The following is an 18,941-nucleotide window of genomic DNA, read 5'->3' as shown; positions in this document are numbered from 1 at the left end:
CAGGTTCTCAGGACAGGCTAACCTGAGAGAATGGTCGGGAAACGACACGCGGAATGCATTCCGGGGTCGAACCCGACGCCATTCTGCGGCACACTGGGCCAGCCGATCCGTCCGAGCCCGGAGGACCAGAGATGACCGCCGTCGTGCCCCCCGTCGCCGAGTGCACCGTCACCGGCTGCTCCTACAACGACCACGAGCACGGCTGCCACGCCTTCGCGATCACCGTGAGCAGCCACAACGGCAGTGCCGACTGCGGCACCTTCATCCCGCTCACCGTCCGCGGTGGGCTGCCCCGGGCCGAGGCGCTGGTGGGTGCGTGCCAGCGGACCGACTGCGTGCACAACGACGCCCTCGAGTGCCGCGCCGAGGGCATCCGGGTGGGCTTCGACCACGACACCGCCACCTGCATGACCTACTCGCGGGCCTGACGAGGTCCGCGGTACCTCTCCACGTCGACGGCCCGGGCCTCCGCCCGGGCCGTCGCGGCGTTCGGGGAGGGGCGGTCAGGCGGGGGGTGGAGTCGCGGCCTTGTTGGCGCGGGCGGCCCGCTCGGCCCGGACCGCGCCCCGCGCGGCCACCGGCTCGGCGCCGGCGGCCAGCGCCAGCCGGCGGTAGGAGTCGTAGGACAGCGTCTCGTAGACGGCGGCCAGCGCCTCGGCCCGCTGGCGGCGCGCACCGGTCGTGGTGGCGCGCAGGTACAGCGCGGTGCGCACGGCGTGCTTGGCGAACGTCACCTGCAGCGCCTGGCTGGACAGCCGGCCGCCCACGTGGGAGGCGAAGCCCGGGCCGCGGCGCAGTGCGGGCAGCACCCACGGGCTGTCGGCCAGCGCGGGGAAGCGGTTGCGCACCGCCTCCCAGGCGTGCCACGCGGTCAGCGCCCCGGGGACCGACCACTCGCCGTCGTCGGTGCTCACCACCAGGCGGCGGGCGGTGGCGCGCACCTGGTCGCGGCGCAGGTCGCGGAAGGTGCCCACCGGGGCCGGCCAGCGCAGCGCGATCGCGCACCACACCACCGTGCGCAGGTGCTCGGGCTGCTCGCTGCGCACCTCGGTGAGCGGCCGCAGGTCCAGCGTCCGCGGATCGGGCTCCGGCGTCGGGGGCACCGGCAGGGGGACCCCGCCGTACCGGGCCACCTTGCTGTACAGGGTGACGGTGGCGGGCTTCCAGCCGCGGGCCGCCGCGACGTCGTCCATCCCGCCCTCGGCCAGCTCGTCGGGTCCGAGGCCGAGCTCGAGGGCGGCGTCGATCAGCCGGCGCCACTGCACGGCGTAGCCCTCCGGGGGCTCCAGCCGGGCCCAGGCCTGCGCCGCGGGCGGTGACGGCATCTCCGGGAGCGGCCCCTGCCAGCCCTTCGCCATGCCCCCACCATACCCGTTATCCCCAACTACCGATTCAACTTTTCAGGAAGACACCACACCCCACAGCAACGCCGGGAGGGGCGCTCCAGGGCCGGTCGGTCGAGCCCGTCGGGGGGCCGCCGCCCGGGACAGGCCGGCCGCGACGGCTCGGCGGGCCGTGCGCCCAGGCGGGAGAGCGCCCACCCGCCCGCCGCCGGGGAGGGACGCCGTTCCGTCACGGACCGGCGGGGGAGGGCGCGGGAGGGCGCGGGAGCCCTCACGCGTCCCCGGCGGTCAGCAGGTGCGCCCGCACGTCGCCCTTGAGCACCTTGCCCACCTTGGAGCGCGGCAGGTCGGCCCAGACGAGGACGTCCTTGGGCGCCTTGACGCCGCCGAGGCGGGCGCGGACGAACGCGCGGACGTCGGCGGGGTCCACCGCCTCCCCGGCCCGCGGCTGGACGACGGCGACCACCCGCTCGCCCCACTTCTCGTCGGGCACGCCGACCACCGCGCAGTCCTGCACCGCCGGGTGGGCCAGGACCGCCTGCTCGACCTCGGCCGAGTACACGTTGAACCCCCCGCTGATGATCATGTCCTTGGCGCGGTCGACGAGGTACAGCCAGCCGTCCGCGTCGAGGTAGCCGACGTCGCCGGTGTGGTGCCAGCCGAACCGGCTCGCCTCGGCGGTGGCCTGCGGGTCCCGGTGGTAGCCGTCCATGACCAGCGAGCCGCGGACCACGATCTCGCCGCGCTCGCCGGCGGGGAGCAGCCGCCCGTCGTCGGCCATGACCGCCACGGTGGTGAGCGGGGTGGGCCGGCCGGCGGAGGCGAACCGCTCCCGGGCGGGGGAGCCGTCGGGGTGCAGGTGCTCGGCCGGCGCCATCGTCGAGATCATCATCGGCGCCTCGGACTGGCCGTACAGCTGCCCGAGGACGGGGCCGATCCGCCGGATCGCCTCCTCGAGGCGGTCGGGGGACATGGGCGCGGCGCCGTACCAGAGGCACTGCAGGGCGGAGAGGTCCGTGCCGTCGAGGTCGGGGTGGGCCAGCAGCAGGTAGACCAGCGTCGGCGGCAGGAAGGCGTGGGTGACCCGGTGCCGCTGGGCGAGGGCGAGGAACTGCCCCAGGTCCGGCGCCGGCATGACGACGATCTCGCCGCCGAGGGCCATCACCGGGAAGCACAGCACCCCGGCGGCGTGGGTCAGCGGCGCGAGCGCCAGGTAGGTGGGCCGGCCGGTGAACGGATAGCTCATCAGCGTCAGCGCCGTCATGGTCTCGAGGTTGCGGTCGGTCAGGCGCACGCCCTTGGGCCGGCCGGTGGTGCCGCCGGTCCCGACCAGCATCACCAGCCCGCCGGGCGGCTCGGCGTCACCGGCCTCCGGCGCCCCGGCCAGCCAGTCGGCCAGCGCCGGGTCGCCGCCGCCGCCGTCGCCGTCGAGGCAGACCAGGGTGGTCAGCCGGGGCAGGCGGTCGCGGATCGCGGCCACCAGCGGCGCGAAGGAGCGCTGGTAGAGCAGCGCGGTGCAGCCGAACAGGTCGAGCAGCTCGCGGTTCTCCCCGGCCTCGTTGCGGGGGTTGACCGGGCACCACACCGCGCCGGCGCGGGCGATGCCGAAGACGGCGGCGAACGCGGTGGGGTCGTTGGCCGACAGGACCGCCACGGGGTCACCGGGCCGCACGCCGGAGCGGGCCAGCGCCCCGGCGACCCGCCGGCTGAACCGCTGCACCTCCCCGTAGCTCAGCGACCCGTCCGGGCCGGTCAGGCACGGCGCGTCCGGGCCGAGGGAGGCGCCCTTGTCCAGGTAGGCGGTGAGGCTCACCGGTCCGCCCGCCCCTCGCCCGCGCCGCCGGAGACCCTGGGTCCGGTCATGCGGGGATCGTGCCCGAACCCGGTGCCCGGTGCCCGCCCTGCGGCGGCGTCGCCCCGCCCCCAGGATGTGCCGGTGCGCACGGTGGGTGTCGAGGAGGAGCTGCTGGTCGTCGACCCCGCGGGGACGCCGGTGCCGCGCGGACCCGAGGCGCTGGCGGTGGCCGCCCGCCGCGGGGAGGGGGAGACGCCGGAGCAGCACGAGAGCGCGGCGCGGGGGGACGACGGCGGCTCCCCGGGGCACCTGGTGCCCGAGCTCAAGCGGGAGCAGGTGGAGCTGGGCACCCGGGTGTGCGGCGGGCTGGCCGAGGTGGAGCGGGAGCTGCGGTACTGGCGCGGGCGCGCCGACGCCGCCGCCCGGGTGGTCGGGACGCGGGTGGCGGCGCTGGCGACCTCGCCGGTCGGCGTCGCGCCGGAGACGACGCCCGGGAAGCGCTACGCGGAGATGACCGACACCTTCGGCCTCATCGCCCGCGACCAGCTCACCTGCGGCTGCCACGTGCACGTGTCGGTCGACGGCGACGAGGAGGGCGTGGCCGTCCTCGACCGGATCCGGGTGTGGCTGCCGGTGCTCACCGCGCTGACCGCCAACTCGCCGTTCTGGCTGGGCGCCGACTCCGGGTACGCCAGCTTCCGGTCCCAGGCCTGGAACCGCTGGCCCTCGTCGGGCCCCACCGAGCCGTTCGGGGACCCGGCGACCTACCACCGGGTGGTCGCCGAGCTCGTCGCGACCCGCACGATCGTCGACGCCGGGATGGTCTACTTCGACGCCCGGCTGTCGCGGACCTGGCCCACGGTCGAGGTGCGCTGCGCCGACGTCGCGCTGCGGGTCGAGGACGCGGTCACACACGCGGGACTGGTGCGCGCGCTGGTGGACACCGCCGCCCGCGAGTGGCGCGCGGGCGTCCCCGCGCCGCGGGTGCGCACCGAGCTGCTGCGGGTGGCCGCCTGGCGGGCCGGGCGGTCGGGCACCACCGGCGACCTGGTGCACCCGCGCACCGGGGCGCCGGCGCCGGCCGCCGCGGTGGTCGCGGCGCTGCTGGAGCACGTCGGCCCGGCGCTGGACGCCGCCGGCGACCGGCGGCGGGTCGCCGACGGCGTGGCGGCGGTGCTGGAGCGCGGCACCGGCGCGGACCTGCAGCGCCGGGTGCACGCCGACACGGGGGACCTGACCGCCGTCGTCCGCGCGGCGGTGCAGCTCACCACCGGCGGGTGACCGTCCAGGGAGGGCGGGTATCGTCCCGCCATGTACACCGCGAGCTGGCACGACGTCGTGCGGCGCGACCTGTTCGGACCGTCCCCCGACCGGCGGGACCGTCCCTACCGGTTCGTCGTGCGGCTGGCGCTGGTGGTCTTCCGGCTGCTGCGGCTGCAGTTCGACGTGCGCGGCTCCGAGCACGTGCCGACGTCGGGCGGCGCGGTGGTCTGCAGCAACCACGTCAGCTTCCTGGACTTCACCTTCCTCGGCCTGGCCGCGCTGCCGCGGCACCGGCTGGTCCGGTTCATGGCCAAGGCCTCGGTGTTCGCGCACTGGTTCGCCGGGCCGTTCATGCGCGCCATGCGGCACATCCCGGTCGACCGCAAGGCCGGTGCGGCCGCGTTCGACGCCGCGGTGCGGGCGCTCAAGGACGGCGAGGTCGTCGGCGTCTTCCCCGAGGCGACGATCAGCCAGAGCTTCACCGTCAAGGACCTCAAGGCCGGCGCCGCCCGGATGGCCCTCGACGCCGGGGTGCCGATCGTCCCGGCCGCGGTGTGGGGCGGGCACCGGGTGGCCACCAAGAAGCACCCCGTGGACCTCACCCGCGGCCGCGCGGTGACCGTGCTGCTCGGCGAGCCGGTCGTCCCCCTGCCCGGCGAGCAGCCCGCCGAGCTGCTGGCCCGCACCCGCGCGGCGATGGAGGCGCTGCTCGACGAGGCGCAGCGCACCTATCCGCAGCAGCCCGCGGGCCCCGAGGACCTGTGGTGGGTGCCGGCGCACCTGGGCGGGACCGCGCCCACCCTGGAGGAGGCCACGGCCCGCGACGCGCAGGACGCCGCCGGGCAGCGGGTGAAGACGCGGACCTCGCGCCGCGCGCGGCTGGCCCGCCGCCTGCGGCGCCGCGGCTGAGGGCCCGCTACTCCACCACCACCGGCGCCATCAGCCGGAACGCCTCCAGCTCGACGTCGTACCAGCGGCGCAGCCGGCCCAGCCGCTCCATGCCCAGGCGCCGGCACACCGCCAGCGAGGCGTCGTTGCCGGGCCGGACGACGGCGTAGACCTCCGGCACCCCCGCGCCGAAGGCGTGGTCGACCACCGCCCGCGCGGCCTCGGTGGCGTAGCCGTGGCCCCAGCAGTCGGGGTGCAGGTGCCAGCCCACCTCGACCTCCCCGACGCCGTCGGGCAGCGGCTTGAGCAGCACCGTGCCGGCCACCACCGGCTCCGGCCCGCGCACCTCCACCGCCCAGCAGCCGTGCACCGGGTCCGCGCGCCGGATCTCCGCCCACCGGGCCACCAGCTCCACCGGGCCCACCGACGGCGGGCCGCCCAGCCAGCGGGTGACCTCCTCGCGCCGGTAGATGTCGGTGAGCCGGGCCAGGTCGGCGCGGCCGGTGGTCCACGGGCGCAGCCGCAGCCGCTCGGTGAGCAGCTCCCCGTCGGGCACCGTCATCGCGACTGCCTACCCGGCGCGCCCCGCGCTACCCGCGGACCCGGCGCCGTTGCGGCCCGGGCGCGCCGTCATGCTCGGGAGCCGTGACGTCCCCGACCGACCTGCTGCTCACCGACGTGACCGTCGGCGACCGTCCCGGCCGCGCCGTGCACGTCGTCGACGGGCGGATCGCCTGGACCGGCGCGGCCGCCGACGCGCCGCGGGCCGGCCGGGTGCTGGCCGGGGAGGGCGCGCTGCTCACCCCGGCGTTCGTGGACGCGCACGTGCACGCCACCGCGACCGGCCTGGCGCTCACCGGTCTGGACCTCCACTCGAGGTCGAGCCTCACCGCGGCGGTGGCCGCGGTCGCCGAGGCGGTGCGCGGCGCGCCGCCGGGCATCCTGCTGGGCACCGGCTGGGACGAGACCGGCTGGCCCGAGGGCCGGGGGCTCACCCGCGCCGACCTCGACGCCGTCGTCGGGGACCGGCCGGCCTACCTGGCCCGCGTCGACGTGCACTCGGCGACGGTCTCCACCGCGCTGCTCGACCTCGTGCCCGGCGTCCGCGACCTGCCCGGCTTCTCGCCCGACGGGCGGCTGCGGCTGGACGCCCACCACGCCGCCCGGCAGGCCGCCTACGGGGCGGTGACGGCGCCGCAGCGGGCCGCCGCGCAGGCCGCGACGCTCACCGAGGCGGCGCGGCTGGGCATCGGCAGCCTGCACGAGATGGCCGGGCCCGAGGTGTCCAGCGCCGCGGACCTGCGCGCGCTGCTGGACCTGGCCCGGCAGCGGCCGGGGCCGCGGGTGACCGGCTACTGGGGAGAGCTGGCCGAGCGCGGCGGGCTGGACCTGGTGCGCGAGCTGGACCTGGCCGGCGCCGGCGGCGACCTGTTCTGCGACGGCGCGTTCGGCTCGCACACCGCCGCGCTGCACGCCCCCTACGCCGACCGGCCGGGCACCGCCGGAGCGCTGCGGTTCGGCACCGCCTCCCTGGTCGACCACGTGCGCGCCTGCACCGCCGCCGGGATCCAGGCCGGCTTCCACTGCATCGGCGACGCCGCCGTCGACCAGGTGCTGGACGCGGTCGGGGCGGTGGTGGCCGAGCTCGGGCTGCCGGCCGTGCGGGCCTGCCGGCACCGGCTGGAGCACGTGGAGATGGCGGGCCCGGAGGCGGTCGAGCGGATGCGGGCGTGGGGGATGGTGGCCAGCGTGCAGCCCGCCTTCGACGCCGCCTGGGGCGGCCCGGCGGGCATGTACGCCGAGCGGCTGGGCGCCGGGCGGGCCGCCGGGTGCAACCCGTTCGCCGACCTCGCCGACGCCGGGGTCGCCCTGGCGCTGGGCAGCGACGCCCCGGTGACGCCGATGGACCCCTGGGGCGGCGTGCACGCGGCCGTCGACCACCGCACCGCCGGCGCCGGGCTGCGCCCCTTCGACGCCTTCGACGCGGCCACCCACGGCGGCTGGCACGCCGTCCGCGCCGAGACCGCCGCCGGGCCGCTGGCGCCCGGCGCGCCCGCCGACCTCGCGCTGTGGGCCACCGACGCCGGCCTGTCCGGGGTGCTCGACCGGCGGGAGCGGCCGGCCTGCCGGCAGCTGCTGGTGGCGGGGCGGCCGCTGCCGTCGCTGTAACCACCGGGTGCGGGGACGGCACAGACGGAGCACCCCGCGCAGGTCGCGTCCCGGAGGACGGGGCGCGGGGTGGGATGCTCGTGGGTGGACCACGACCGTGGTCCGCGCGCCGTCCACTCGTGGGCGGCGTGCAGCCGGACGCCCGGGCGCTGCCCGCGGCAGGACGTCGCGGGGAGGTCGTGGGTGCCGCCAGCAGCCGTGACGCAGGAGCGGGACACCGGCTCCGGCGCGCCCGCGGGAGCCGGCCGGCGCCGGGCCCGCCGCCTGCCCTGGCGCACCGCGCTCGCCGCCGCCGGCGGTCTGGCGATGCTGCTGGCCTTCCCCGGCTGGTCGCTGCCCCCGCTGGCGGTGCTCGGCCCCGCGGCGCTGGCGCTGGCCGTGCGCGGGCAGCGGGCCCGGTCCGGCGCGTGGCTGGGCCTGGTGTGCGGCCTGGCGTTCTTCGTGCCGCTGCTGTCGTGGACGGGCACCTTCGTCGGCGCGTTCCCCTGGCTGGCGCTGGCGGTCTCCCAGGCCCTGTTCCTCGCGCTGCTCGGCGCGGCCGGCGCGGCGGTGTCCGGCCTGCGGCTGTGGCCGCTGTGGACCGCGGCGCTGTGGGTGGCCGACGAGGCGCTGCGCGGCCGGCTGCCGCTCGGCGGCTTCCCCTGGGGCCGGCTGGGGCTGAGCCAGACCGACGGCGCCTTCCTCGCCCTCGCCGCCTACGGCGGGGTGCCGCTGGTGTCCTTCGCCGTCGCGCTCACCGGCACCCTGCTGGTCGCGGCGCTGCTCGCGCTGGCCCGGGCCTGGCGGGCGGCCGGCGAGGGTGCGGCCCGCGGGCCGGCGCTGCGCACCGCGACCGCGCTGGTCGCCGCCGTCCTCGCGGTCCCGCTGCTCGGCGCGCTGGCCTGGACGCCGCTGCCCGGCCCCTCGCTCACCGCCGGCGGCCCCACCCGGACCGTCGCCGTCATCCAGGGCGACGTCCCCGAGGCCGGGCTGGAGTTCAACGCCCGCCGCCGGGCGGTGCTGGACAACCACGTGCAGCAGACGGTGCAGCTGGCCGCCGCGGTCGCGGCCGGGGACCGGGCGCAACCGGACCTGGTCGTCTGGCCGGAGAACAGCTCCGACATCGACCCCTACCGCAACGCCGACGCCGCCCGGCAGATCAGCCGCGCCGCCGAGACGATCGGCGCGCCGATCCTGGTCGGCGCGGTGGTCGAGGGGCCCGGCCGGTACCTGAGCAACACCGGCATCGTGTGGGACCCCGAGACCGGGCCCGGCGACACCTACGTCAAGCGGCACCCCGTCCCGCTGGCCGAGTACGTGCCGGCACGGGCGTTCTTCCGCTTCTTCAGCGACAAGGTGGACCTGGTCCGCCGCGACTTCACCCACGGCACCGAGGTCGGGGTGCTCGACGTCGGCGGCGCGCCGGTGGGCGACGTCATCTGCTTCGAGGTGGTCTACGACTCCCTCGTCGCCGACACCGTGGAGGCCGGCGCCGGGATGCTCGTCGTGCAGACCAACAACGCCACCTTCGGCTACACCGACGAGAGCGAGCAGCAGCTGGCCGCCAGCCGGCTGCGCGCGGTCGAGTTCGGCCGCACCGTCGTGGTCGCGGCCACCAGCGGCATCTCCGCCGTCGTGGCACCCGACGGGTCGCTGGCCCGCCGCTCGGAGCTGTTCACCCCCGCGGTGTTCGTCGAGGACGTCGCCCAGCGCGACTCCACCACCGTCGCCGAGCGGCTGGGCGCGGCCCCGGAGTGGGCGCTGACCGCCCTGGGCGCCGGCGCGGTGCTCGCGGTCGCCGCCCCGGCGCTGCGCCGCCGGCAGCGGGCCCGCCGGGCCGCCCGGTGAGCGCGGCGCGGGTCCTCGTCGTCGTCCCCACCTACGACGAGGTGGAGAACCTCGAGCCGATCCTCGAGCGGCTGCACGCCGCCGTCCCCACCGCGCACGCCCTGGTCGTCGACGACGGCTCGCCCGACGGCACCGGCGAGCTGGCCGAGAAGCTCGCCGCGCGGGACGACCGGGTGCACGTGCTGCGCCGCACCGAGAAGGCGGGCCTGGGCCCGGCCTACGTCGCCGGCTTCCGCTGGGGCCGGGAGCGCGGCTACGACGTCCTGGTGGAGATGGACGCCGACGGCTCCCACCACCCCGAGCAGCTGCCGCTGCTGCTGGCCGCCCTCGACGCCGCCGACCTCGCGCTGGGCTCCCGCTACGTGCCCGGCGGCCGCGTCGAGGACTGGCCGCGCCGGCGGCTGCTGCTGTCCCGGCTGGGCAACGTCTACACCCGCCGCGCGCTGCGGCTGCCGCTGGCCGACGCCACCGGCGGGTTCCGCGCCGTCCGCGGGGAGCTGGTGGACCGGCTGCCCTTCGACGCGGTGGCCAGCCAGGGCTACTGCTTCCAGGTCGACTGGGCCTGGCGCGCCTGGCGGGAGGGCGCCCGGGTGGTGGAGGTGCCGATCACCTTCAGCGAACGCGAGTTCGGCAGGAGCAAGATGACGCCCTCGATCGTTGGAGAGGCGTTGGCACGGGTCACCCTCTGGGGCCTGCAGGACCGGCTGGCCGACCGCCTGCCGGGCCGGGTCCCACCGCCCGTGCCGGGACGGGTCCGCGACCGCGGGCGGTCCAGCGAGGTCCGGTAGGCGGACCCGGGCCGCCCGCGGGCCGGGCCGGGGAGTGCCGTGGGACACCGGGTACGGGTGCTGGCGGGGCTGTGGGCCCTCGCCGAGGTCGTCGTCTTCGCGCTGGTCGCCGCGTGGATCGGCGTGGGCTGGACGCTGCTGGCCGCGCTGGCCACCACCGTCCTGGGCTGGGGACTGCTGGCCCGGCAGGGGACCCGGGCGCTGGACGAGCTGCGCGCCCGCGCCCGGGAGCACCGCGCGCCGGGCACCGCGGCCACCGACGCCGGGCTGGTCGCCGTGGGCGGCGCGCTGATGGTGCTGCCGGGCTTCCTCGGCGACGTCGTCGGCCTGCTGTGCCTGCTGCCGCCCACCCGGCCGCTGGTGCGCGCCGCGGTGGGCCGCGGGCTGGCCGCGCGGCTGGGCCTGTCCGCGCCGGTGCGGGTGCGCAGCACCCGGGTGCCCGGTCCGGTGCACGCCCGGCCCGACGGCGGGGTGCGGGTCATCGAGGGCGAGGTGGTCGAGGGCGAGGTGGTCGAGGGCCCGGTCGCCGGGGACCCGGTCGCCGGGGGCGACGTCCCCGGCCGGCGGGTGCCCCGCTAGTCCCGGCGGCGGGGCCGGAAGCGCAGGCAGGTGCGCTCGCCCACCCGCTCGACGTCGATCACCTCGAGCCGGCCGGGGGCGACGCCGTCGAAGGCGCGCAGGCCGCCGCCGAGCAGCACCGGCACGACGTCGACGCGCAGCTCGTCGAACAGGCCGGCGTCGAGCAGCTGGCGGTTGAGGTCCGCGCCGCCGACGACGGTGACCGCCTTGTCGCCGGCCAGCGCGCGGGCGGTGTCCACCGCCTCGCGGAGGTCGCCGCAGAAGGTGACCCACAGCCGGTCGTTTCGCCGCGGCGGGGTCGCCGGCGGGTGCGTGGTCAGGACGACGATCGGCACCTGGTACTCGTAGTCGTCGGCGTAGGAGTCGGGGTCGGGCGCGCCGTCGTAGGTGCGCCGGCCCATGAGCACCGCGCCGGTCTCGGCCTGGGACGCCGCCAGGTACCGCTCGCCGGCGGGGGTGCCGAGGTCGGCGTAGAGCATGCCGAAGTCGCCGTCGGGGTCGGCGGTGTAGCCGTCCAGGGACATGGTCATGCCGGCGATCAGGTGCGCCACGGGGTCCTCCTCCGGTCGGGTCCTGCGGGGCAGACCGGGGGAGGGGCGGGAACTCATCGGTCCCCGGACGCGCGACGGCCCCGGTGGGGGAGTCCCACCGGGGCCGCAGACGTGACCGGAACGGCCCGCCTCCCGGGGCCCGCCGCGAGTCCGCGAGCGGTGGGGAGGCGGGTCCCTCGTCAGCTGGCGCGGGTCCGCCGGCCGCGCAGCACCTCGAGACGCTCGGCGAGGACCTCCTCGAGGTCCTCCACGGAGCGGCGCTCGAGCAGCATGTCCCAGTGCGTCCGCGGCGGCTTGACCTTCTTGGGCGCCGGCTCGGAGCCGCCGACCAGCTTGGCCGAGGAGCCGTCGAACTTGCACTCCCAGGTGTCGGGCACCTCGGCGTCGTCCGCGAAGGGGACGGTGAACTGGTGACCCGAGGTGCACCGGTACTCGACGTACTGCCGCTCGATCGGCGCGGTGTTCCGCTCGGTCTCGTAGCTCACGCTGCCCAGTCGGCTGCCCCGCAGGGAACGCTCGCCCATGGCACACCGTCCTCTCGTGCTGGTGGTGTCGGTCAGGACTCCTCGTCGCGGCAGGGGGTACCCACTGCGGGAGGGTGTCGAAAGAGACCAACGGCGGATTTCGCGGAGAGATTCCGCTGAGTCGGTTCCCCATCATCGCATGGGGTGGTATTGGGCCGTGCGCGGCCCCCTCGGCCGGGGGAGACCGGCCTGCTCAGGGCAGGGCGAGCTGCCCGGGGCCCGCCGCGGTCGGGCCCAGCTGGCCGAGCACGTGGTGCCGCCGGCAGAGCACCTGGTAGTGCACCTCCGGGCCGGGCTCGGGATCGGTCTCGGGTGCCGGGGTGGGCGCGGTGTCGGCGACGACGACGGTGGCGCCCTCGCGCACCATCTGCCCGTCGACGACCCGGGCGTTGAGCAGCCCGGGCAGCCCGCACCAGCACAGCACCTCGACCTGGATCCGCTGCACGTCGTCGGCGACCTCCAGCAGCCGCTGGGTGCCCGGGAACAGCCGGGTGCGGAAGTCGGTGGTCAGCCCGAAGGCGTAGACGTCGACGTGCGAGGCGTCGACGAGCTCGGCGAGCTGGTCCACCTGCCCGGGGGTGAGGAACTGCGCCTCGTCGACGATCAGGTAGTCCACCCGCCGCCCGTCGGCCCAGTGGCTGCGCACCAGCAGCAGCAGGTCGGTGCCCGGGTCGACCTCGACGGCGTCGCGGCACAGCCCCACCCGGGAGCTGATCCGCGGCTGCGCCGAGCGGTCGCCCTGGGTGAGCAGCAGCCCCGAGCGGCCCTGCCGGCTCTGGTTGTGGTCGACCTGCAGCGCCAGCGTGGACTTCCCGCAGTCCATCGGCCCGTGGAAGAACCGCAGGTGCGCCGGGGCGGGGGCGCGCCGCCGGTCCCCGGCCGCCGGGACCGCCACCGGCGGGGCGGACGGGTCGCTCACAGCCGCTCCGGCGGGGTGTTGCCCGCGGCCTGCACGGCCCGGCGCATCGGCAGCCGCAGCAGCAGCAGGAACCCGGCGACGAAGAACACCACCAGGCTGATGATCGCGTACCGGTAGGAGCCGGTGAGCTGGTAGGTCAGGCCGAACGCCAGCGGCCCCAGCCAGCTGGTCCCGCGGTCGCTGATCTCGTAGAAGCTGTAGTACTCCGCCTCCCGGCCGGCCGGGATGAGGTGGCTGAACAGCGACCGGGACAGCGCCTGCGTGCCGCCCTGCACCAGCCCGATCACCGCGGCCAGCGCGTAGAACTGCGCGACCGCGCCCTCCTGCAGCCAGTACGCCGCCACCAGCACCGCCGTCCAGGCGACCAGGCAGCCCAGCACCGTCCGCTTGGCGCCGTAGCGGGCGGCCACCCGGCCCAGGCCCAGCGCCCCGAACACCGCGACCACCTGGACCATCAGGATCGCGCCGGTGAGCACCGACTGGGACAGCCCCAGCTCCTCGCTGGCGTAGGTCGCCGACAGCGAGATGACCGTCTGCACGCCGTCGTTGAACAGCAGGTACGCGCCCAGGAACCACAGCGTGAGCGGGAACGCCCGCATCCCGCGCAGCGTCGCGGCCAGCTGCCGGAAGCCGCTGGTGGCGCCGCCGTGCCCGGCCACCGGCGGCCGGTCGCGCAGCAGCGAGACGGTGACCAGGGTGAACAGCCCCCACCACAGCCCCGACGTCGCCAGGCAGATGCGCACCGCCTCGCCGGTGGTCAGCCCCAGGGACTCCGCGCCGAGGAACAGCCCCAGGTGCACGGCCAGCAGCAGCGCCCCGCCGACGTACCCGAACGCCCACCCGCGGCTGGACACCGCGTCGCGCTCGTCGGGGCCGGCCAGGTCGGGCAGCCACGAGTAGTAGACGACCGTCGCCGCGCCGAAGGCCACGTTGGCGACGACGAACAGCGCCGCGCCCAGCAGGTAACGGCCGTCGGCGACGAAGAACAGGCAGGTCGCGGCCAGCGCCCCGAGCAGCGCCAGCCCGCCGAGCAGCTGCCGCTTGCGCCCGGTGCGGTCGGCGACGGCGCCGGTGAGCGGCAGCACCACGACCTGCAGGACCACCGAGAACGACAGCACGTAGGAGAACCAGCTGCCCGGGGGGATGGACAGGCCGAGGAAGGGCAGCCGCCCGTCGGCGCCGGCGGCGTCCTCGGCGACGGTGGTCAGGTACGGGCCCAGGAAGACCGTGGTGACGCTGGTGTTGAACACCGACATCGCCCAGTCGTAGGAGTACCAGCCGAAGCGCTCGCGGCGCAGGGCGCGGTCGACGGGCTGCGCGGCGTCGACGTGGGGGGCGGTCACGGGCGCAGGGTGCCAGCCCGGCGCGGCCCGTTCCAGCACCGGGCGGTCACGGGATGTCCGGGGGGACGACGCCGCCGGGGAACGCCGCGGCGCCGTTGGTCGGGCGGGTGGGGTCCGGGTGCAGCGGCCGGCCGGCCGCGCGCAGCGGCACCAGCCCGCGGGTGATCGCCGCGGCGATCCGCATCCGCGCCCGGTTGGCGTCGCCCACCCGGCCCAGGCGCAGGTCCTCCAGGTACACCGGCGGGCCGACGTGCACCCGCAGCACCGGCCGCTGCACCAGCGAGCGGGCCAGGGTGCGCAGCTTCCCCCAGTCGTTGCCGTACTGCAGCACCTCCTGCGCGCCCCACTGGCTGACCGGGAGCACCGGCACCCCGACGCCGAGCGCCAGCCGGGCCATCCCGGTGCGCCCGCGCTCGGGCCACCCGTCGGGCGCCAGCCCGACCCGCCCCTCGGGATAGGCGACGACGTGCCCGCCGTGCACCAGCGCCACCTCGGTGACCCGCACCGCGTGCCGGGCCACCTCGGTGCCGCGCTCCACCCGGATGCCGCCGGCCCGCTCGAGCAGCGGCCCCGCCACCGGCGCGGAGATGATCCCGCCGGTGGCCATGATCCGCGGCACCACGCCCAGCCGGTGCAGCGCGACCGCGATGACGAACGGGTCGAAGTCGCCGACGTGGTTGGCCGCCAGCAGCAGCGGCCCGCGGCGCAGCTCCTCGGGGATGCACCCGGTGACCTCCACCCGGCCGAACAGGTCGACCAGCCAGGAGAACCGGCGCAGCAGGAGCAGCCACACGTCCCACGGCGGCGCGGCGGCGATGGCCAGCTCGCGGGCGAACCACTCGGGATCGCCGTCGTGCAGCACCGCCTCGAGGTGGTCGGGCAGCGGCGGCGGGGTCGGCCGCCACTCCCGCAGGGCCGCGGTCAGCCGCTCGAGCGGTCCGGTCACCGGCCCACCCACTGGCCGCGCGCCTCCAGGATCTCCTTCAGCATGGCCGGGCGGTCGGTCATGATCCCGTCCACGCCGAGGTCGAGCATCGCCGTCGCCTCCTCCGGGGTGTCCACCGTCCACACGTGGACCTGCAGGCCGCGGGCGTGCGCGGCGGCGACGAACCGCTCGTCGACCAGCGCCCGGCCGCCGAGCTGCAGCGGCACCTGGGCGCAGCCGGCCTGCATGCGCACCAGCCCGGCCGCGCGGGGGGAGTAGGACGACAGCCGCAGCGCCGCCACCCCCCGCGGGCCCAGCGACGTGCACACCGTGGGGCCGAGCAGCCGCCGGGCGGCGGCGACGCGGGCGTCGGAGAACGACGCGAGGCAGACCCGGTCCAGGACGTCCATCCGGCGCAGCACCCGCACCAGCGGCGCGAGCACCCCGGCGGCCTTGATGTCGAGATTGAACCGGACGTCGGGCCAGGCGCCGAGCAGGTCCTCCAGCCGCAGGATCGGCTCCCGGCCGCCGATGCGGGCGGCCGCGACCTCGGCCCACGGCAGCTGCTCGATCCGGCCGGTGCGGTCGGTGACCCGGTCCAACGCCGGGTCGTGGAAGACGACGACGACGCCGTCGGCGGTCACCCGGACGTCGGTCTCGATGTACCGGTAGCCCAGCTTCACGCAGGCCTCGAAGGCCGGCATGGAGTTCTCCAGGTGCTCGATCGCCCCGCCGCGGTGCGCCATCGCCACCGGCGCCGGCGCGTCGAGGAAGGCGAACCGGGCGGGAGGCACGGGCGACACGCTAACCGGCGGCTCCGACGCGCTCACCAGCCCCTTCTCCCGGCGGGTCGGGCGTGTCCGCCGGGACTGTCGGTGGCGGCGTCTAGCGTGCCCGGCGTGGGCAAGCAGCACGCCGACCGCGTGGTCGGGACCGACGGGACGGCAGGGAAGGCGGACACGACGACGGGACGGCAGGGGAGCGGCACCGAACGGCGCTGCGGCTGGTGCCGGCGGGTGCTGCCGCAGGCGGGCTCGGTCGGCCGCCCGCGGATGTACTGCGGCCAGGCCTGCCGGCAGCGCGCGTACGAGCAGCGCACGGCGGTCGCCAAGGCCGGCCTCTCCGACGACGTCGTCCTCGTACGCCGCGCCGAGCTCGACGGGCTGCAGGACCGGCTGTTCCAGCTGCGCTGCGCGCTCGAGGACGTCCAGACACTGCTCGGCGAGCGGCACACCAAGGCCGAACTCGAGCGGTCGCTGGCCGACCTGGTGCACTCCACGGGCCGGCTCGACAAGCTCTGGGTCTCCGAGCGCGCCGCCGGCTGATCCCGCGTCGCGGGCCGGTCCGTCAGCGGCGGGTCAGTCCGGGTCCTGGGTGTCGTCGTCCTGGTCCTCGGGCGCTTCCTGGTCCGGGTTGCTGTTGTCCGGCAGGTTGTCCTGCGACTCGTCGGCCGGGTCGTTGCCGCCGGTGTTCTCACTGTCGTCGGTGGTGCCGTCGTTCTGGGTGTCACCGGCCGCGTTGCAGCCGGTGAGCGTCGCGCCGCCTCCGAACAGCGCCAGCGCGGTCATGAGAGCGGCGATCGGGCGGCGGAGTTCCATGTCCTCGACCCTAAGCAGGCACCGGGCCGGGCGCCCGTCGAAGCCGCCGACACCACCCGCATAGCGTCACAGTGACGGAATGACGGAGGTGTCGCCGGGTGGGGCGAGAGGGGATCCCGGCCGGAGCGGGGGCCGGATCCGCCGTCGACCAGGACCCGGACGATCACCGGGACATCGGGGGACACAGCCGGACCGGGCCGCACGGGTGGTCGGCCGAGGGGTGGTCGACAGGTGGCCGGGCGGTGACGGGTGTCGCGGAGTCGTGCAGGGGATCCGGATGGAGGAACCGGTGGACACGCCTGGGCGGCCGGTACGACGTCGCGGGCGCCGGCGACCAGCCGCAGCGCGACGACACGAGCACGACGACCACACGAGCAACTCGTCGGCGCCCGTCGGCAACCGGTCACCGACGAGCGGACCGGACACCCGGGTCCAGGCAGCCCCCGGGCGTCCCGACAGCCCCTCTCGAGCTCCTGAAGCTACCGCCGATAATGCACATTATGTCAACTAGCATGGGGCGGACCCGCTCCCCGGGCACCTGATCACGTCGCCGGACTCAGGCGGATCCGGGGGTCGACCGCCGCGGCGACGACGTCCGCGACCGCGTTCGCCACGATCACCGCGCCGATGACGACCGTGGTGAGCCCGACCAGCAGCGCCCGGTCGTGCGCCTCGATCGCGCCCAGGATCGCCGCCCCGACGCCGGGCATGCCGAACACGCCCTCGACCACGATCAGCCCCACGACCAGCTGGCCCAGGTTGGCCGCCACGAACGTCACCACCGGCGTCAGCGCCGGCCGCAGCGCGTGCACGCCGACCACCCGGGACGGCGACAGCCCGCGGCCGCGGGCGGCCTGGACGAACGGCGCCCGCAGGGTGTCGCCGACCTCGGCGCGGGTGATCAGCGCGACGTAGCCGGTCGACAGCGCCGCCAGGGCGAGCACGGGCAGGATGTAGGCCGCCGGCTCCCCCGTGCGCCCGTTGAACGGCGCCCAGCCGAGCTCGGAGACGAAGACGAACCGCAGCAGGTAGGCCGCGACGACGACCGGCGTGCCCACCAGCACCGTGGCCACCGCGTAGACGCCCGTGCCCGTCCATCGGCCGCTCGTGGCCAGCGCCCCGGCGACCACGCCCACCCCGAGCTGCACGACCACCGCGCCGGCGAGCAGCGCCGCGCTCACCGGCGCGGTGGCGGCGACGACGTCGAGCACGGCCGGCCCGGGCACCACGGCGTCACCCCGGAGGGAGGGCAGCCCGCGCCCCCAGTCGCCGGTCAGCAGGTCGCGCAGGTAGAGGCCGTACTGGACCGGTAGGGGCTCGTCGAGGCGGTACTCGCTGCGGATGCGGGCGTAGAGCGCCGGAGGCGGCGGCTGGAACCCGAACAGCGCCCGCACCGGGTCCCCGGGGAGTTGCGTCACGGCGACGAACACCAGGGTCACCGCGGCCCACAGGCTGAGCAGCATCTGCCCGGCCCGGCGGGCGACGAACGCGACCACGGGCGACATCGTGGCAGGGCGGTGATCATCCCGGTCGACGGCGCGGCACCCGCTCGGTCAGACTCCGCCGGTGCCGTCCTCGTCTCCCGAGCCCCAGGAGGTCCGGCCGGCGGCGGGGCGCTGGAACGCACCGCTGGCCGTCGCCGTCGCCGTGCTGGGGCTGCTCACCGCGACGGCACTGGCACCCGGCGCCTTCACCGACGCCGACCCCCGCTCCTGCGACCTGGCCGACTCCCTGGCGGCGCCGTCCTGGGACCACCCCTTCGGCTTCGACCTGTTCGGCTGCGACCTGCTCGCCAAGTCGATGTACGGCGCGCGGACGTCGCTGCTGCTCGCCGTCGCGGTCATCGTGCTCAGCGGCCTGCTCGCCGTCGCGCTGGGGACGCTGGCCGGCGCGGCCGGGGGCTGGGTCGACCGCGTCGTCTCGCGTCTCACCGACGTGTGGTCGGGCATCCCGCTCGTGCTCGGCGGCGTGGTCCTGCTCAGCGCGACCGACCGGCGCGGGGTGTGGCAGGTCGTCGTCGTGCTGACGGTGTTCAGCTGGCCGCCGATGGTGCGCGTCATGCGGGCCGGCACCCGGCAGGTCCTGGCGCTCGAGTACGTCACCGCGGCGCGCGCCCTGGGCACCGGGTCGCTGCGGCTGGTCCTCCGGCACGTGCTGCCCAACGCCGTCCGCCCGCTGCTGGTGTTCGCCAGCGCCTACGCGGGCGTGCTGATCTCCGCCGAGGCGGTGCTGACCTTCGCCGGGGTCGGGCTGCAGCGGCCCACCGAGTCCTGGGGCATCCTGCTGCAGCAGGGCGGCGAGGCGGCGTCCCGGGCGCCGCACGCCCTCGTCGCGCCGAGCCTCGTGCTCGTCGTCGCGGTGGCCGCCTGCGTCCTCCTCGGCGAGGGTCTGCGCGCGGCCGGCCGGACGGGCCGCGGGCACTGAACCCG

At 76.7% G+C, this 18,941-nt stretch carries 20 protein-coding genes; 9 read left to right on the top strand and 11 right to left on the bottom strand.

The genetic code is table 11. The features are described 5' to 3' along the window. Positions 1 to 131 precede the first annotated feature (131 nt). On the top strand, positions 132 to 428 hold the full coding sequence (locus ACI8AR_RS20860) for a DUF1540 domain-containing protein (protein WP_457052694.1): 297 nt from the start codon (positions 132 to 134) through the stop codon (positions 426 to 428). Between the two features lie 75 nt (positions 429 to 503). Here the strand turns inward: ACI8AR_RS20860 and ACI8AR_RS20855 are convergent, their stop codons facing one another. Both ACI8AR_RS20855 and ACI8AR_RS20850 read right to left on the bottom strand, forming a co-directional pair. Then, positions 504 to 1,358, bottom strand: a complete 855-nt coding sequence (locus tag ACI8AR_RS20855) for a hypothetical protein (RefSeq protein ID WP_457052693.1) — start codon at positions 1,356 to 1,358, stop codon at positions 504 to 506. Between the two features lie 256 nt (positions 1,359 to 1,614). Beyond that, on the bottom strand, positions 1,615 to 3,156 hold the full coding sequence (locus tag ACI8AR_RS20850; protein ID WP_457052692.1) for an acyl-CoA synthetase: 1,542 nt from the start codon (positions 3,154 to 3,156) through the stop codon (positions 1,615 to 1,617). A 123-nt stretch (positions 3,157 to 3,279) separates the two neighbouring features. Between ACI8AR_RS20850 and ACI8AR_RS20845 the strand changes: the two genes are divergently transcribed. Together ACI8AR_RS20845 and ACI8AR_RS20840 are read left to right on the top strand one after the other, a co-directional pair. Next, positions 3,280 to 4,419: a glutamate--cysteine ligase gene (locus ACI8AR_RS20845; protein ID WP_457052691.1), complete on the top strand. Its 1,140-nt coding sequence runs from the start codon at positions 3,280 to 3,282 to the stop codon at positions 4,417 to 4,419. 30 nt (positions 4,420 to 4,449) lie between these two features. After that, entirely contained in the window at positions 4,450 to 5,310 is an 861-nt protein-coding gene (locus ACI8AR_RS20840; protein WP_457052690.1) for a lysophospholipid acyltransferase family protein, read from the top strand. Between the two features lie 7 nt (positions 5,311 to 5,317). Here ACI8AR_RS20840 and ACI8AR_RS20835 read toward each other — a convergent pair whose 3' ends face one another. Then, positions 5,318 to 5,851, bottom strand: coding sequence for a GNAT family N-acetyltransferase (locus ACI8AR_RS20835; RefSeq protein ID WP_457052689.1), 534 nt, complete (start codon positions 5,849 to 5,851; stop codon positions 5,318 to 5,320). A gap of 83 nt (positions 5,852 to 5,934) precedes the next feature. On the opposite strand from ACI8AR_RS20835, the gene ACI8AR_RS20830 reads away from it, so the two are divergent. The 4 genes from ACI8AR_RS20830 (at position 5,935) to ACI8AR_RS20815 (ending at position 10,652) form a co-directional block, all read left to right on the top strand. Then, positions 5,935 to 7,458: an amidohydrolase gene (locus ACI8AR_RS20830; protein ID WP_457052688.1), complete on the top strand. Its 1,524-nt coding sequence runs from the start codon at positions 5,935 to 5,937 to the stop codon at positions 7,456 to 7,458. Between the two features lie 183 nt (positions 7,459 to 7,641). Continuing rightward, on the top strand, positions 7,642 to 9,285 hold the full coding sequence (lnt, locus tag ACI8AR_RS20825; RefSeq protein WP_457052687.1) for an apolipoprotein N-acyltransferase: 1,644 nt from the start codon (positions 7,642 to 7,644) through the stop codon (positions 9,283 to 9,285). Next, the gene (locus ACI8AR_RS20820) at positions 9,282 to 10,073 is read left to right on the top strand and encodes a polyprenol monophosphomannose synthase (protein ID WP_457052686.1); all 792 of its coding nucleotides are present in this window, start codon (positions 9,282 to 9,284) and stop codon (positions 10,071 to 10,073) included. The genes lnt and ACI8AR_RS20820 overlap by 4 nt, the downstream gene beginning before the upstream one ends. 39 nt (positions 10,074 to 10,112) lie before the next feature. Further along, the gene (locus ACI8AR_RS20815; protein WP_457052685.1) at positions 10,113 to 10,652 is read left to right on the top strand and encodes an FxsA family protein; all 540 of its coding nucleotides are present in this window, start codon (positions 10,113 to 10,115) and stop codon (positions 10,650 to 10,652) included. Here the strand turns inward: ACI8AR_RS20815 and ACI8AR_RS20810 are convergent. The 6 genes from ACI8AR_RS20810 to ACI8AR_RS20785 form a co-directional block, all read right to left on the bottom strand. After that, the gene (locus tag ACI8AR_RS20810) at positions 10,649 to 11,203 is read right to left on the bottom strand and encodes a dihydrofolate reductase family protein (protein WP_457052684.1); all 555 of its coding nucleotides are present in this window, start codon (positions 11,201 to 11,203) and stop codon (positions 10,649 to 10,651) included. The two genes, ACI8AR_RS20815 and ACI8AR_RS20810, sit on opposite strands and share 4 nt — an antisense overlap. A 179-nt stretch (positions 11,204 to 11,382) precedes the next feature. Continuing rightward, entirely contained in the window at positions 11,383 to 11,727 is a 345-nt protein-coding gene (locus tag ACI8AR_RS20805) for an RNA polymerase-binding protein RbpA (protein WP_456929647.1), read from the bottom strand. Positions 11,728 to 11,920: 193 nt separating this feature from the next. Beyond that, complete coding sequence (locus tag ACI8AR_RS20800; protein ID WP_457052683.1) at positions 11,921 to 12,646, bottom strand: thymidine kinase; 726 nt, start codon at positions 12,644 to 12,646, stop codon at positions 11,921 to 11,923. Next, the gene (locus ACI8AR_RS20795; protein ID WP_456935988.1) at positions 12,643 to 13,989 is read right to left on the bottom strand and encodes an MFS transporter; all 1,347 of its coding nucleotides are present in this window, start codon (positions 13,987 to 13,989) and stop codon (positions 12,643 to 12,645) included. Before ACI8AR_RS20795 ends, ACI8AR_RS20800 begins: the two co-directional genes overlap by 4 nt. A 46-nt stretch (positions 13,990 to 14,035) precedes the next feature. Continuing rightward, positions 14,036 to 14,935: a lysophospholipid acyltransferase family protein gene (locus ACI8AR_RS20790; protein WP_457052682.1), complete on the bottom strand. Its 900-nt coding sequence runs from the start codon at positions 14,933 to 14,935 to the stop codon at positions 14,036 to 14,038. Beyond that, positions 14,932 to 15,708, bottom strand: coding sequence for a glycerophosphodiester phosphodiesterase (locus ACI8AR_RS20785; protein ID WP_457052681.1), 777 nt, complete (start codon positions 15,706 to 15,708; stop codon positions 14,932 to 14,934). Before ACI8AR_RS20785 ends, ACI8AR_RS20790 begins: the two co-directional genes overlap by 4 nt. Positions 15,709 to 15,813: 105 nt before the next feature. Between ACI8AR_RS20785 and ACI8AR_RS20780 the strand changes: the two genes are divergently transcribed. Next, the gene (locus ACI8AR_RS20780) at positions 15,814 to 16,239 is read left to right on the top strand and encodes a hypothetical protein (RefSeq protein WP_457052680.1); all 426 of its coding nucleotides are present in this window, start codon (positions 15,814 to 15,816) and stop codon (positions 16,237 to 16,239) included. A gap of 33 nt (positions 16,240 to 16,272) precedes the next feature. On the opposite strand, the gene ACI8AR_RS20775 is transcribed toward ACI8AR_RS20780, so the two are convergent. Further along, entirely contained in the window at positions 16,273 to 16,512 is a 240-nt protein-coding gene (locus ACI8AR_RS20775) for a hypothetical protein (protein ID WP_456935992.1), read from the bottom strand. 542 nt (positions 16,513 to 17,054) lie between these two features. Beyond that, complete coding sequence (locus tag ACI8AR_RS20770) at positions 17,055 to 18,008, bottom strand: ABC transporter permease (RefSeq protein ID WP_457052679.1); 954 nt, start codon at positions 18,006 to 18,008, stop codon at positions 17,055 to 17,057. A gap of 70 nt (positions 18,009 to 18,078) precedes the next feature. On the opposite strand from ACI8AR_RS20770, the gene ACI8AR_RS20765 reads away from it, so the two are divergent. Beyond that, the gene (locus ACI8AR_RS20765; RefSeq protein WP_457052678.1) at positions 18,079 to 18,936 is read left to right on the top strand and encodes an ABC transporter permease; all 858 of its coding nucleotides are present in this window, start codon (positions 18,079 to 18,081) and stop codon (positions 18,934 to 18,936) included. Positions 18,937 to 18,941 lie beyond the last annotated feature (5 nt).

The sequence above is a fragment of the Geodermatophilus sp. SYSU D01036 genome (assembly GCF_054050435.1).
This window is presented reverse-complemented; position numbering and strand designations above follow the sequence as displayed.